General features: G+C 55.1%; 16 protein-coding genes and 1 rRNA gene. 10 read left to right on the top strand and 7 right to left on the bottom strand.

Annotation, left to right across the window (positions count from 1 at the left end; all coding sequences use genetic code 11):
• Nucleotides 1–28: 28 nt before the first annotated feature.
• From ccoG (KSF73_03200) to KSF73_03190, 3 genes are all read right to left on the bottom strand, one after another.
• Nucleotides 29–1,474 (bottom strand): cytochrome c oxidase accessory protein CcoG, encoded by a 1,446-nt coding sequence (gene ccoG, locus KSF73_03200; protein ID MBV1774717.1) that lies wholly within the window; start codon nt 1,472–1,474, stop codon nt 29–31.
• Between the two features lie 129 nt (nt 1,475–1,603).
• Nucleotides 1,604–2,098, bottom strand: coding sequence for a GNAT family N-acetyltransferase (locus KSF73_03195; protein MBV1774716.1), 495 nt, complete (start codon nt 2,096–2,098; stop codon nt 1,604–1,606).
• 8 nt (nt 2,099–2,106) lie between these two features.
• Entirely contained in the window at nt 2,107–3,180 is a 1,074-nt protein-coding gene (locus tag KSF73_03190; GenBank protein ID MBV1774715.1) for a calcium:proton antiporter, read from the bottom strand.
• Between the two features lie 170 nt (nt 3,181–3,350).
• Here KSF73_03190 and KSF73_03185 point away from each other — a divergent pair, with 170 nt between their 5' ends.
• From KSF73_03185 to KSF73_03160, 6 genes are all read left to right on the top strand, one after another.
• Nucleotides 3,351–3,686: a metalloregulator ArsR/SmtB family transcription factor gene (locus KSF73_03185; protein MBV1774714.1), complete on the top strand. Its 336-nt coding sequence runs from the start codon at nt 3,351–3,353 to the stop codon at nt 3,684–3,686.
• Between the two features lie 10 nt (nt 3,687–3,696).
• Nucleotides 3,697–4,176 carry a glyoxalase/bleomycin resistance/dioxygenase family protein gene (locus tag KSF73_03180; protein ID MBV1774713.1) on the top strand — a complete coding sequence of 160 codons (480 nt, stop codon included), beginning with the start codon at nt 3,697–3,699 and terminating at the stop codon, nt 4,174–4,176.
• A gap of 33 nt (nt 4,177–4,209) precedes the next feature.
• A complete protein-coding gene (locus KSF73_03175; protein MBV1774712.1) occupies nt 4,210–4,707 on the top strand; it encodes an arsenate reductase ArsC in 498 nt (165 codons plus the stop codon).
• Nucleotides 4,707–5,363 carry an aquaporin family protein gene (locus KSF73_03170; GenBank protein MBV1774711.1) on the top strand — a complete coding sequence of 219 codons (657 nt, stop codon included), beginning with the start codon at nt 4,707–4,709 and terminating at the stop codon, nt 5,361–5,363. The genes KSF73_03175 and KSF73_03170 overlap by 1 nt, the downstream gene beginning before the upstream one ends.
• Nucleotides 5,364–5,458: 95 nt before the next feature.
• The gene (locus KSF73_03165) at nt 5,459–6,265 is read left to right on the top strand and encodes a GGDEF domain-containing protein (protein ID MBV1774710.1); all 807 of its coding nucleotides are present in this window, start codon (nt 5,459–5,461) and stop codon (nt 6,263–6,265) included.
• 168 nt (nt 6,266–6,433) lie between these two features.
• The gene (locus KSF73_03160; protein ID MBV1774709.1) at nt 6,434–7,225 is read left to right on the top strand and encodes a transporter substrate-binding domain-containing protein; all 792 of its coding nucleotides are present in this window, start codon (nt 6,434–6,436) and stop codon (nt 7,223–7,225) included.
• A gap of 88 nt (nt 7,226–7,313) precedes the next feature.
• Here KSF73_03160 and KSF73_03155 read toward each other — a convergent pair whose 3' ends face one another.
• Nucleotides 7,314–8,135 carry a phosphonoacetaldehyde hydrolase gene (locus KSF73_03155; GenBank protein ID MBV1774708.1) on the bottom strand — a complete coding sequence of 274 codons (822 nt, stop codon included), beginning with the start codon at nt 8,133–8,135 and terminating at the stop codon, nt 7,314–7,316.
• A gap of 342 nt (nt 8,136–8,477) precedes the next feature.
• On the opposite strand from KSF73_03155, the gene KSF73_03150 reads away from it, so the two are divergent.
• Together KSF73_03150 and KSF73_03145 are read left to right on the top strand one after the other, a co-directional pair.
• On the top strand, nt 8,478–8,909 hold the full coding sequence (locus tag KSF73_03150) for a universal stress protein (protein MBV1774707.1): 432 nt from the start codon (nt 8,478–8,480) through the stop codon (nt 8,907–8,909).
• A gap of 92 nt (nt 8,910–9,001) precedes the next feature.
• On the top strand, nt 9,002–9,403 hold the full coding sequence (locus tag KSF73_03145) for a hypothetical protein (protein ID MBV1774706.1): 402 nt from the start codon (nt 9,002–9,004) through the stop codon (nt 9,401–9,403).
• Nucleotides 9,404–9,428: 25 nt separating this feature from the next.
• Here the strand turns inward: KSF73_03145 and KSF73_03140 are convergent, their stop codons facing one another.
• Both KSF73_03140 and ccoG (KSF73_03135) read right to left on the bottom strand, forming a co-directional pair.
• Entirely contained in the window at nt 9,429–10,835 is a 1,407-nt protein-coding gene (locus KSF73_03140) for a PLP-dependent aminotransferase family protein (protein ID MBV1774705.1), read from the bottom strand.
• A gap of 42 nt (nt 10,836–10,877) precedes the next feature.
• The gene (gene ccoG, locus KSF73_03135) at nt 10,878–12,314 is read right to left on the bottom strand and encodes a cytochrome c oxidase accessory protein CcoG (protein MBV1774704.1); all 1,437 of its coding nucleotides are present in this window, start codon (nt 12,312–12,314) and stop codon (nt 10,878–10,880) included.
• 241 nt (nt 12,315–12,555) lie between these two features.
• Between ccoG (KSF73_03135) and KSF73_03130 the strand changes: the two genes are divergently transcribed.
• Nucleotides 12,556–13,131, top strand: a complete 576-nt coding sequence (locus tag KSF73_03130; GenBank protein MBV1774703.1) for a GNAT family N-acetyltransferase — start codon at nt 12,556–12,558, stop codon at nt 13,129–13,131.
• A gap of 69 nt (nt 13,132–13,200) precedes the next feature.
• The gene (locus KSF73_03125; GenBank protein MBV1774702.1) at nt 13,201–14,271 is read left to right on the top strand and encodes a GGDEF domain-containing protein; all 1,071 of its coding nucleotides are present in this window, start codon (nt 13,201–13,203) and stop codon (nt 14,269–14,271) included.
• 70 nt (nt 14,272–14,341) lie between these two features.
• On the opposite strand, the gene rrf is transcribed toward KSF73_03125, so the two are convergent.
• Nucleotides 14,342–14,454 (bottom strand): 5S ribosomal RNA (rrf, locus tag KSF73_03120).
• Nucleotides 14,455–14,465: the final 11 nt, after the last annotated feature.

Genomic DNA, 14,465 nt, shown 5'->3' with positions numbered 1-14,465 from the left:
CGATTCATTCGTCCGATCAATTGAATGATCAGCGCCCCATAAAAGTTGCCTTGTCGCTGGCATGAATATCCGGCGCATCCAGTGAGTCGACGTGGATCACCAGCTTGTTTGCGCCCTTTTGCACGTTCGCAGGATCGGCCTGCAAGCGCAAGCCCACCATCTGAGTGTTGTTGCCCGGAATCACAATCTCATTCGGCGCATCACTCAGCATATTGATGCCGGTAATCCCTTCCACGCGAATCACGTAACGATGCGCCTTTTCATCCACATTCTGGATCTGCACGCGATAGGTGTTTTCCAGTAAACCGCTGTCGGTTTCGCGCACCAGTGCGCCGCGATCGCGCGAGATGTTTACGGAGAGCGGAATCCGCTTGTAGAGCGACACACCTGCCGCAGTCATCACGGCAATCAGCACCGTCGAATACAGCAACACACGCGGCCGGAACACATGCTTCAGGATGTCTTTTTCGTCGTACTTGCCATTCAGGGCGTTTTCAGTGGTGTAACGCACTAGGCCGCGCGGATACTCGAGTTTATCCATAATGCTGTCGCAGGCATCGATACAGGCACCGCAGGCAATACACTCATACTGCAGGCCATTGCGGATATCGATTCCAACCGGGCACACCTGCACGCAGAGGGTACAGTCGACGCACGCGCCCTTGCCTGCAGCCTGCCAATCTTCGCCTTTGCGACGCGAGCCACGCGGTTCGCCTCGCTTGGTGTCGTAGCTAATGATCAGGGTATCCGGGTCAAACATTGCGCTCTGGAAGCGGGCGTAGGGGCACATGTATTTGCACACCTGTTCGCGCATAAAGCCGGCATTGCCCCAGGTAGCGAAAGCGTAGAACAGAATCCAGAATGTTTCCCAGGGACCAAGACTGGATGAGAACACTTCCCCAGCCAGTTCGCGAATCGGCGTGAAGTACCCTACGAAGGTGAAACCCGTCCACAGCGCCAGCACCAGCCACAAGGCGTGCTTGGTGGCCTTGATGCGGAATTTGCGCGCCGACATGGCTTCCTTGTCGAGCTTGATTCGCGCAGGGCGATCCCCCTCAACCCATTTCTCTATCCACAGAAAGACTTCTGTGTAGACCGACTGCGGACAGGCATAGCCGCACCACAGTCGTCCACCTACCGAGGTCCACACGAACAGGCCAAACGCACTGGATAAAAGAAGTGAGGTGAGATAGATAAAATCACCCGGCAGAAAGACCATGCCGAAAATGAAAAAACGCCGATGGACCAGATCGAACAACAGCATCTGGCGATCATGCAGCATCAGCCAGGGCATACCGTAGAAAAAGACTTGTGTGGCAATCACCCAGAACCAGCGCCAGCGGGTAAAGATGCCATTGGTCCAGCGCGGATAGACCTTTTTGTGCGCCTCATAGAGGATGATGTCCTCCATTTCGGGCGTGCCTTGATCAGGCGGAATGACCTTGATCGGAATGTCCTTCAGGGACTTGCTCATGATGTTCTCCTGATACCCGATCTGCGGACCGCTTACCGAGTGATACCGAAGCATGCCAGTGTTGGACATGAAGCGTATTGACCTGAGTCAATACTTTACTTTCAGATATAGTATCAGGAGATAGAACAATCAAGCGATAACTGTACTGCGTCGCTCCATCAGCACCACATTGCGCCACACACCTGCCAGCTGCCCCATCTTTTCGCGCACCCCCACCTCACGAAATCCAAACTGGCGATGCAGGCTGCGGCTGGCACTGTTCTCAGACAGAATCCCTGCCTGCAGCGTCCAGAAGCCCGCCGCCTCCGATGCGGGCACCAGCGCCGCCATCAATGTCCGGCCCACTCCCCGGCCACGGGCAGACTCAGCCACGTACACACTGACTTCCGCCACGCCGCGATACACCGGTCGACTCGAAATCGCGCCCAGCGTGGCCCAGCCCAGTACCCCCGACTCATCTTCGGCAACAAACCGGCATACCTTCAGGTGATTGGCATCGAAGTAGTCCCATTCCGGTGCCTCGGTCTGAAAAGTCGCGTTACCGGTAGCAATGCCCTCCAAATAAATACGGCGAACCGCCACCCAGTCGGTGGCATGCATGGGGCGAATATGTATAACAGGCAGCATCTTGATTACAACCCCATCGCCGATAGCATCAGAAAGGTGAGGAACAGCACGAAATGCGTCATCCCTTCGATAGCGTTGGTTTCACCATCATTCAGGTTGATCGAGGCGGCGAACAGGGTCAGTACGCACATCGCGGTCTGCACGGGTGACAGGGCCATATTGATGGCTTTGCCCGACATCAGCGCCAATCCAAGAATCACCGGAATCGTCAGGATGACTGTCGACAGCGATGCGCCCAGTGCGATATTCACCACTGGCTGCATGCGATTGGCCATCGCCGCCCGCATGGCCGTGACGATTTCCGGGCTGGCAGAAATCCCCGCCACCAGCAGCGAAGCGACAATCGGCGGCACGCCCGTGCCCGCCAGACCCGCATCCAGCGTGCGAGCCATGACTTCAGAGAGCAGCCCGATCACCAGCACGCCCACAACCAATAGGATGACGGAACTACGCGCGCTGCCTGCGTGGATGCGCTCGTGCTGGCCGCTTTCGCCATAGCTGTAGCTGAAAAAATAGCTGTGGCGTGTAGTTTGCAGGCGCAGAAACAGTGCATACAGCACCGCCATAATGACGATGGTAAACACAGAATAGACGGATGACTGTGCTTGCGGCACGAAGGCTGGCACCACCATCGACACCCCCAGCGCCGTCATGATCATGACGTTGTAGGTGTTACCCGAGTCCACATTGTATTTCTGCTCGCCATAACGCAAGCCGCCTAAAAGCGCCGCCAGCCCCAGAATCCCGTTCACATCCAGCATCACGGCGGAATAGATCGTATCGCGCACCAGCGTGGCCGACGCTGTGTGGCTCATCATGATGCCGAGAATCACCACTTCAACCGTGACTGCGGCCAGCGTCAGGATCATCGTGCCATACGGCTCGCCTACTCGATCCGCCAACATCTCGGCGTGATGTGCCACGCGAAGCGCCGCCAGCATGATGGCGCCAATCAGGACCATAGCCACAATCAGCGAGACCAGTTGGCCAGCTGCCAGCACCGAGTGCTCCATTGGCAGCGCAATGACTGCCATTACAGCAGCGATCAGTAGATGCAATTCTTGCTTGATCAGATTCATGCAGGGGGACAACGTGAGATAAAACCAGCATCCTAGCGGGTTTGCGCCCGCCACGGAAATAGTGTGACAGGTTTGTCGCCTCGACATGACATTTCCCGGCCATTACCCTTACAATTCGATAAATATAAAAATGATTTGCATTATTTCGACATTTCCATTAAGGTAGAAATATGGATAACAAAGCTGCTGTCTCGCTACTGGCTGCATTGGCTCAGGAATCGCGCCTCACGGTATTCCGCCTGCTGGTGCTGCATGGCCCAGCCGGTTTGCCTGCAGGCAAGATTGGCGAACAACTGGGCATCCCACCCGCCACGCTTTCTTTTCATTTGAAAGAGTTAAGCCATGCGGGACTGGTGCAGTCGCGTCAGGAAGGGCGCTTTGTGATCTATTCGGTCAACTTTGCGTCGATTGGCGCCTTACTGAGTTTCCTGACCGAAAACTGCTGCGCAGGCACCCCCTGCGAGGCGACGCCAGCCACCTGTGGTCCGGGCTGTTTACCTGATTGAGGAGTTCACCATGAAACGCTTGCATGTCCATGTATCGGTTAGCAATCTGAACGACAGCATCCGCTTTTACAGCGGCCTGTTCTCCGCTGAACCCACCGTCCTCAAGGACGATTACGCCAAGTGGATGCTGGACGATCCTCGCGTGAATTTCGCCATTTCCACGCGCTCGGAAACAGTCGGCCTCAATCATCTGGGTATTCAGGTGGATAGCGACGAAGAACTGAACGAACTGGCAGGACGTGCCGTGGCCGCTGGCCTCGTCACCCTGCCGGAGGAAGGCGCAGCCTGCTGCTACGCCGAATCCAACAAGCAATGGCTGGCCGATCCGCAGGGCATCATCTGGGAAGCCTTCCACACCATGAACGACATCCCGGTGTATGGCAAATCGCCCGAGGAAACCAAAGCCGCCTGCTGCGCACCGCCGGCGAAAAAGCTGATCAAGCTAACGCCTGATGCAGGTAGCTGTGCACCCGGCTCCGGTTGCTGCTAATCCCACCACCAAAATAATTGACGAGACTTCACCATGTCCGCAACACCACTTAATGTCCTGTTTCTGTGCACCCACAATTCGGCCCGCAGCATTTTGTCCGAGGGCCTGATGAATCACCTGGGCGGCGACCGCATACGTGCCTACAGCGCGGGTAGCCAGCCGTCCGGCCGGGTGAACCCATTTGCGATCAAGGCACTGGACACATTGGGCTGTGATACATCCAGCTTGAGCAGCAAGAGCTGGGATGTGTTTGCTACGCCGGATGCCCCGAAGATGGACGTGGTGTTTACCGTGTGCGATAACGCAGCGGGCGAAACCTGTCCGATCTGGCCGGGTGTGCCGCTGCGCGTGCACTGGGGCTATGCTGATCCGTCCGCCACGCAGGGTGACGACGATGTTCGCCTCGCAGCCTTTCTGCACACAGCAGGCCTGATCCGTACGCGTCTGGAAGCCTTCCTCGCCCTGCCGCTGGAAACGCTGGACCGCGAGATCCTGCGCGCCGAACTGGTCAAGCTGGGAGCCGGTGCATGATCGCGCTGCGTACCCGGCTGCTGGCCGAGGCTATCGGTACGGCTGGCCTGCTGGCGATTGTGGTGGGCTCGGGCATCATGGCGGAAAAGCTGGCGGGCGGAAATGTCGCGGTCGCTTTGCTGGCCAATACGATTGCCACGGGTGCAGGCCTCATCGCGCTCATCCATAGCTGTGCGGATATTTCCGGCGCGCATTTCAATCCGGTAGTCACGCTGATCATGGCGATGCGTCGCGAACTATCGGTTCGGGATGCGGCTGCGTATATCGTCGTGCAAGGTGTCGCTGCCATCGCCGGGGTCATGCTGGCGCACGGTATGTTCGAGGTGAGTACGGTCGCATCCATGCATGTTCGGACTGGCGCTTCGCAATGGCTGAGCGAAGGTGTGGCCACATTCGGGCTGATCGCCACAATCCTGTCTACCAGCCGTAGCCGCCCGCATGTCACGCCTTTTGCTGTGGCGGCATGGATTATCAGTGCCTACTGGTTTACGGCGTCCACATCATTTGCCAATCCCGCCGTCACATTGGCGCGTTCATTCACCGATACCTTTGCCGGGATTCGGCCGGTGGATGTGCCGGGGTTTGTGCTGGCGCAGATTGCAGGCGCACTACTCGCATCACTGCTATTCCGCCCGCAGGCTGAATCCAGCCGTTAATGTCCCACGCTGCCAGGCTGGAATAACCTGCCTGGCAGAAATGTTAATCATCTCCTAATATTCTGCACATCACCCGTTGTGCAAAGGATATGCACATGGAGATTCCGCATTCTGCCTTTTTCTGGACAATGGCAGCAGTCTGGCTGGCTGTCATTGGCTTTATCATTCACACTCGGTTTGCCCGCATCAAGCTTCCCAGCTCGGGTCAGGCACTGCTACTCATTGTGGCGCTCAACGCGGTATGCGGTCTAACCGAGTCGCTCTACCCACTACACAGCGAATTCACTGACGCATCTGGCGCGGCGCTGCTGTCTCCTCGTGTGATGAATCTCGTTTCGGCCATTCTCATGTTCAGTCTGCTGGTGTTTTACTGGCGGCCGAAAGCCATTGCTGAGCGCGCGCAACAGGTGACACAGAGTGGTCGGGACATCGGCACAGGGCTATTCAATCTGCAGCGCTTTGGCGAGATTGGCGAATACGAAGTCGAACGATCCAATCGCTACAACCGACCTTTGTCTCTAGTTATCCTGGACGTAGACCACGCAGGCCAATTGAATGATGCACATGGCCGGGCTGCGACCGATCGTATCATTAGCCAGATTGGCAAGTTGTGTCTGGCAACCTGTCGGGACACAGATATTCCCGCACGTCTCAATAGCAAATCATTTGCTCTGCTCCTGCCGGAATCATCCCTGGAAAATGCCATTGCATGTGCGGAGCGACTTCGCAAAGAGATTATCCAATCCCCATTCTCTACCAGCGAAGGGGACGTATTAGCCACCATCAGTGCAGGGGTTTGCCAGCGACAAACCGGAGAGACACTGGCGCCGATGCTCGCCAGAGCTGAATCTGCGCTCACAGCAGCCAAACAGAATGGCCGTAATCGTGTACATGCAACCTGACATTCCACCAGCATATTTCTTGGAATATCTGTACAATGCGCCCCCCTCGTTCTACACGCGGCTTGCGAAGCATCAAGCAGAACCTATACTCAAGTTTCAGGTATTGGGCATGTGCTTGGGTACATGATTCGCGTGCTCCCATTATTCCTGTTATTTCCGGAGGGTAACGTGCGAAGAATTTTGCTCGCCTTATTAATGTCTTGTGGCCTGTGCGCCGCAGCGGATGATCTTGCACAGATCAAACAATCCGGTTTGATCAATGTCGGGATCAAGGATAACTCCCCGCCTTTTTCGCAAATCGACCCTGCCAGCAAAACCGTGACAGGATTCGATATTGACATGGCGGTTGCCGTCGCGAAACTGCTTGGCGTCAAACCCGTCATGAAAACGATGGACTCGGAGCGGCGGATCGAATTTCTGAAGAATAAGACCGTCGATATCGTGGTCGCCGATCTTGCCATCACCAATGATCGCTTAAAAGAAATCGACTTCTCGATCGGTTATATCGTGGTCGAGGAACGGGTATACGGCAAGGTCAATCGCTTTAAAAAGCTGGATGATCTGAAGACGGCCACCATCGGGATTAATGCTGGCACCAGTCTGTCCAAGGATTTCAAGCGCGAATTTCCAACGGCCAAGATCGTACTGGTACCGGACAAGCCTGACCTGGCTAAGCAACTGAACGCTGATCTGGTCGATGGGATTGCAGCCTCGATGCCCATTCTGATGAGCTTGCAGTCGAAGATTACCAATCGCAAAGCGTTCGAATTTTCGCCGTTTACGCTTGCCCTGCATGTGTATGCGGTAGGTGTACGCAAGAACGAGAAACGCCTGACCACTGCGATTAACGACGCTTTACTCGCCTTGGAAAAATCCGGAGAAGCAGCCAAGATTTACGAGCGCTGGTTTGGTCCCAATAGTACGACGCCAATTCAACGGACGTTTGTCATTTCCCCGTAAAAGCCGCAGGATCTGACCTCAGATCAGCTAACCCAGGCTGGTAGGCCGAGGGCCACCAGCCTGAATTCCATATTTCGAGCTGATTGACCTACGGCATCTCACCGGCAGCCATACGAGCCTCAATTGCCATTAACACCTCAGGCAATTCAGCAATGGTATCAATGACATAGTGGGCACCACCGGTAATCAGCTTATCCACGGCGCGATCGCGCAAGGTGGTCTGCTCCGCCACGCTGGCGTCGTTCCACTCAATCAGAGACAGGCCCGTTTCATTTCCGGAAACGGACAGCCCCACCGTCCACATCCCGGCAGTTCTCCCTTCGCGTATGCCGGGAACCGTGTCATCTACTTTCACACAGGCACGCACATCGCGAATAGCCAGCTCAACCACGTTGGCCAGCGCCATCCATGGCCCGGGACGCCCCCCAGCATGCAAATCGTCCGCAGCAAAGGCGTGATCCACCACAATGCCGTGCTCTTCAGCGTAGGGCAGCAGTACGTTCATGACCTCGCGCGGATACCCGCTGCTTGATCCAATCTTGATTTTACGCTGTCGAAGCTGTGTCAGGACATCGACTGCACCCGGAATCGGCTTGGAATAACGGGTGATGCGCTCAAGCTGCATCGGCATAAAGGCTGCATACACATTATCGACATCTGCATCGGACATAGGCTTGCCATGTACCGCAATCCAACGAGCTTCAACCCTGGATAAGCGACCAATCGCTTTAATGTGATCCCACCGTGACAACCCCATGGGTAATCGTGCTTCATTTAGCGTCACCTCGACACCAAATTGATCAAACGCATCCACCAACACTTGAACAGGTGCAAATGCACCAAAATCCACCAGCGTGCCCGCCCAATCAAAAATCACAGCTTCAAGGCTATGCCTTTCAGTCTGAGGCATACCAGCATTGCTGATGATCATATGTCTCTCCCTATTATTTATCTGGTCAGCAGGTAATCATTGCTGCAGGGCATTGTGAATGTACTCAATAGCATGGTTACTGATTACATGGAATGTGCAGCCACCCTGTCATTTAATGCAATTGACATCGCAATAATTAAAAAAATCAGACACTTCCTAGACTGTCAGCTTTTTCAGGCATGGCAGATTTATACAGGAAGTGTAAGACGTTCAGATGTCGGAAAAATTGCGATGATATCCAATATTTGATTCAGGGCAATACAGAGTAGGTCATGAACATGGCAAGGTAAGCACCTTCCTCGCCAATCCGCTCATGACCTCATGTATACAAATATTGTTCTTGCCTTTGATGGCAGTCACGAAGGCCGCCACGCCCTGAACGAAGGCGCTGCACTGTGCAAGCAGATGAATGCACATGTGCATCTAGTGCTCGTACGCGTCCCAAGCACCAGTGTCGCACTCGCAGAAGGCGCTTATCCAACCGAAGACCTGGAAGTCCACGAACAGGCACTGGCACAGAAAAGTCTCAACGAAGGCATTATCAGCCTGAGCGAAATGGGCATTGCCGCTCGCCCCCATTTACTGCAGGGTCAGCCCGCAGCCGAAATCGTCCGAATAGCTAAAGAAGTGGGGGCTGACCTGATTGTACTGGGTCATCGCGAACAAACCCGCCTGTCGCGCTGGTGGAATGGTTCTGTGGGTCAATCACTGCTCAGTCTGGCACCGTGCAGTGTACTGATCTGTGTGGGCTAGACCTGCTGCATACTGCATGTATACAGACTTCAAAATCGGAACGGGGATTGGTTATAATGCCCCTCCGTTCTGATTGATTCTGCTTCATTACCATGATCACTTCCCGCTTTATCAAACACTTCGCTGTGCTTTCCGTTCTGGCGTCGCTGTGCGCCTGCGCCCCCGTGGTCATCAAAGATCCGGAAGTCGCGAAACGAAACGCTCAAATGGTGCAGGCACCTGCCATTGCAGATGAAAACAACTGTGATGCACTGTTTGAAAAAGCCGGTTTTCCGAAAACGCCTAAAGAAATAGAAAACGGCGATGTCAAAGGCTGGGCCGCCATCGGCTTTGATATTGATGCATCAGGCAAACCGTTAAGCGTGCGCAACGCCGGTTCGAGTGGCAGCACTATTCTGGAGAGCTACGCAAAACAAGCCATTGAAGAATCGACCTTCAAAACAAACTCGGCTCGCAAAGCCTGTATTGCGATGATCACCATCAACCAGCAATAATCACCCATCCCAAATGGGGCTGACTTCAGCCCCTCATCCACTCGGCCAGCCCAGCCAGCCCGCGTTCATGCGCGTCTGTCCACGGGAATCCATAATTGAGACGCAGGCAGTTGCGATACTGCCTGCTCGGCGAAAACATCGGGCCGGGTGCAATACTGATACCGGATGCAACCGCAGCATGATGCAGTGCCAGCGGATCGAACTCGCGTTCAAACTGTACCCACACAAAATACCCGCCTTGCGGCCTTGAGATAGAGATCGCCTCGGGGAAATGGCGCGCCAGCGTCGCATTCATGCCTGTTAACTGACTTTCAAGTGCGTGCCGCAATTTGCGCAGATGCTTATCGTAGGCACCTGTATGCAGATAATCGGCAATCGCAACTTGCGCCGGGACGCTCGCCGACAGTGTCGTCATCAGCTTCAGCCGCTCGATGGTTTTGCCAAAGCGCCCGGGCGACACCCAGCCAATGCGGTATCCGGGTGCCAGCGTTTTGGAAAACGAGCTGCAATGCATGACCAGTCCCTTGCGATCAAAGGCCTTGGCGGGCACGGGCGGCTGCTTGCCGAAATACAACTCGCCATACACATCATCTTCAATCAACGGCACCTCATGGCGCGCCAGCAGCTCGACCAGTTCGCGCTTGGCCTCGATTTCCATGCTGGTACCCATGGGATTCTGGAAGCTGGTCATAAACCAGCACGCCCGCACCGGATGATGCACCAGCGCATCGGCCAGCGCAGCCAGATCTAGCCCGGTTCGCGGATGCACCGGAATTTCGATGGCTTTCATACCCAATCGTTCCAGCGCCTGAGCTGCCGCGTAAAAACCGGGGGACTCGATCGCGACCAGATCACCGGGCCGCGCCACCGCAGAGAGACACAGATTCAATGCTTCGAGTGCGCCATTGGTGATAATCAATTCGTCAGCAGAGGGTTGCAAGCCCATCCCCAGATAGCGCATGGCGATCTGCAAACGCAGTCCCTTGTGCCCGGGCGGCAGGCTGGCAACGGTCTCTTCCGGACGAATAAACCGGCTACTACTAGCGAGCGACCGCGCCAGCCGCTGCAAGGGAAATAACTCGGGCGACGGAAACGCCGATCCCAGTGGCGCAAGCTGCTGGTCGCGGGCAGCTTCCAGCACGGTAAACACCAGCTCACTGACATCCACCACGGTCGACACCGCGGGACGCAGTAAGGGGCTGGGCTCTGGCGCCCCGACCTGTGCCCCACCTGCGACAAAGTAGCCGCTGCGCTCCCGGGCTCGTACCAAGCCTCGCTCTTCCAGCCGGTAATATGCTTTGAAAGCGGTCGCCGGACTGATGCCATGCCGCGCCATCAGGGTGCGCGCACTGGGAAGCCGACTACCCGGCGGCAACAGGCCGCTGCGAATATCTGCGGCAATCAGTTCGGCGATTTCTTCGTATCGTTTCATCAGCTACATTTCTCAGCGCATGACTGTCTGTGCATAGGAGTCTCAACGCCCGAAAAAGCGGGTCTGCTCTTGAATATGCAGGCCAGACGCATCCTGTGCCTGCAAATGCAGCACCACCGGATGACTACCCGACCTGGCATGCGCGGGGTCGGTTACCAGCCTTAGCGGCCAGTCCACTACTGACTCTGCGGGCACATCCAGCATCTGTCCGTACTCGCTTTTCACCTGCAGGTTGGTCAGCCCGGTGGCGGTCACCACAAAGCGATGCCCCACATGATCGGCATTTTCGATGCGCAGACGGTAGCTGTTTTCGAGCTGACCATCCACCGTTTCCCGCACCAGTGCTGCACGCTCGCGAGCGAGATCAACCTTCACCGGCGTGCGCCACCACAACGCAGCCCCTGTTGCAACCACTACCGCAAGCCATACTGAACCATAGAGCACCACACGCGGCCGCCAGAGTCGCTTGGCAATATGGGTATCCGGATAGAGGCCAGCCAGCGCATTTTCAGTCGTGAAACGGATCAATCCGCGCGGGCTGCCGATCTTGTCCATCACCTGATTGCAGGCATCGATACACACGCCGCAGCCGATGCATTCGTATTGCAATCCGTCGCGAATATCAATACCCGCGGGGCAGACCTGTACACATAGTGTGCAATCCACGCAGTCTCCTTGCGCCACCTTCACTTGATCCTTGCGACGACTCCCACGCGGCTCGCCCCGCGCAGCATCGTAGGACACCAGAAGCGTATCCGGATCAAACATGGCGCCCTGAAAGCGCGCATACGGGCACATATACTTGCACACCTGCTCGCGAAGCCAACCAGCATTGCCATAGGTGGCCAGCGCGTAGAACAATGCCCAGAAAATCGTGTAGCCGCCCAGCGAGCCCACTAGCAGATCACGCCAAATGCTCTGAATCGGTACGAAATACCCCACAAAGGTAAATCCCGTCCACAGCGCCACAGCCAGCCATGCCCCCTGTTTGGCAGACTTCAGCATCAGCCAGCGGAGCGTGCGCGGCCCCGCATCCAGCTTCAGCCGTGCCATGCGATCCCCTTCGATGATCTTTTCTATCCAGACAAAAAGTTCGGTGTAGACGGTCTGCGGACAGGAAAATCCACACCACAGCCGCCCGCCAATCGACGTCCAGACAAACAGGCCGAACGCACTCAGTAGCAGCAGCGACGTCAGGTAGATCAGATCCTGTGGTAGAAAAATCGTGCCGAACAGATAAAAGCGACGTTCAGCCAGATCAAACAACAGTGCCTGATGCCCCCGAATCGTGAGCCAGGGCACGCCATAGAAAAATAGCTGGGTGAGCCACACGAATACCCAGCGCAGACGGGTATAGCGCCCCGAGGTGGTTCGCGGCTGCACCTTGCGCTCGCTCTGATAAAAACTAACTTGATCAAATTCGGTTACGGCTTTTGCTGCGACCGGCTGGATCGGGATAATCCGCTGCTTACCTGACATGATGCTCACACCTTCCTGTGCTGCGATGGGTGACAGTGTGGCGGGTAGCAGAGATGAGTAACAGGATCAGATTGAAATTCAAAACAGGTAGCAGTTTTGTGCCACTTCGAGAAGCTCAGACGACAAAGCAGGTGTATAAGGTCTAAGTGTTCTGTGCAATATGCCTGCCCTTTGTAGAGCAAGGCACACGCAGTGCTTGTGGAAACTTTTGCTCATGAAGATGCAATGATAGAGATGACCCATGGGCCTACGATCTTATGATGTCTTACTGCATACGCCACAAATCACACTCCGCCGCCTCCATCCTGACGATTTGGCAGCCTTTCAGATCTATCGACATGATCAGGCGTTAGCGCGCTATCAGGGCTGGACGGTACAAGCGGATGAGGCCGCTCTGGACTTTCTAGTCGCCATGGCGGAGGCGCCACTTTTCCGGCCGGGACACTGGATTCAGCTGGGGATGGCGGACCCGCTATCCAATCTATTGATAGGCGATCTTGGCGTATTTCTATCAGATGATCAGACTTACTGTACGATTGGCTTTACCTTGAGTCGGCCTTGGCAGCGCCGCGGCATAGCAAGCGAAGCATTGAATATTCTCTCCACCATCCTGTTTACCCAGACCCCCATCCAGAGAATCGAAGCAAGTGCAGATATGCGCAATACTCCATCGTGGCGATTATTAGAACGATGCGGGTTTCGGCGAATCGATGCGCGCGATGCCTTCTTTAAAGGTGAGTGGTGTACTGAATACCTATACACCTATGCGCGACTCGACTATGAGGCCAGCACGATCCATACACTTGTATCAGAATAGTATGCAAATACAGACGACTGCCACTAAGCTGCATCATATGCATGCTCGCTGTACGGCTGTGAACCAATGATGCAGATTCCCAAACCCGATGCGGTCAACGAAACAGATTACCGCATGTACACGGTGATCGCCGTTGTAGGCGGTCTGGGAACGCTCGTACATATTCTACTGATCCCGTTCTTCTTCTGGATTGGTGCATATGGCTTGTCAGCATTTAACGTGTTTAGTGCAACCATCTGGGGATGGAGTGTTTATGTCAGCCGCCGAGGCAAACATCACTGGGCACTCTCTGCGCTGACACTTGAAGCATATGTCCATGCAGTTCTGGCCGTGTCCATTCTTGGCCTCAAACCCGGCTTTCAGAACTACCTGTGGGGTGGTGCAGCCTTCGTACTCTTCAATGATCGGTGGGGAATGAAGATGCTCATTACAACCACCTGCATCTATGCCATCACGTACGCGAGCTTCAACATATTGGCACCGGACATCCCCTATCGCTACAACTACCCAGACATGATCAATAGCCTGCATTTTGCCAATGCGCTGATTGCCTTTATCGGTCTGGCATTAAGCTGCTTTTATTTTCGCAGCACCACACTCCGCATGGAAAAGCGCATGGCACGCCTGGCGCAAACAGATCCCCTTACCGGACTGTCGAATAGGCGGCATATGCTAACGAGCCTCGAACGTGAACGAGGGTCTGCGCAACGTGCAGAATATGGCATTACATTGCTTCTGGGGGATGTTGACCACTTTAAGCGAATCAATGACCAATTTGGTCATGACGTCGGTGATATGGTACTCAGGGAGCTGGCAGATCGACTCTCCAGCCGCTTACGGAAAAATGACCTCCTAGCACGCTGGGGTGGAGAGGAATTTTTGATTGCCCTCACGCTTGGAACCGAGGGAAACCGCGAGCAGACAGCGGAAGCACTGCGTCAGCTTATCGCCGATACGCCCTTCCATTGCAATGACCACTTGATTCCCGTCACGATATCTTTTGGTTTGGTACATCTCAACCCTACTGAGACGCTTGAGGCTGCGATCAAACGTGCAGACATTGCCATGTACAAAGCAAAAGCTACAGGCCGGAATAGGGTATGGGTGTCACTTGAAAATGCACACGAAGAATCATCTTGATTCGAGCCAAACGCAAAAACCCCGACCAGTTTCCTGATCGGGGTTTGCATACATCTAACGATGTTGTGGAGCCTGGCGGTGACCTACGTTCACACGGGAACCCGCACTATCATCGGCGCAGCTTCGTTTCACGGTCCTGTTCGAAATGGGAAGGCGTGGGACCAAAGCGCTATTGCCGCCAGGCATAACTGGTT

The organism is Burkholderiaceae bacterium DAT-1, assembly GCA_019084025.1.
Lineage (GTDB): Bacteria > Pseudomonadota > Gammaproteobacteria > Burkholderiales > Chitinimonadaceae > DAT-1.
This window is presented reverse-complemented; position numbering and strand designations above follow the sequence as displayed.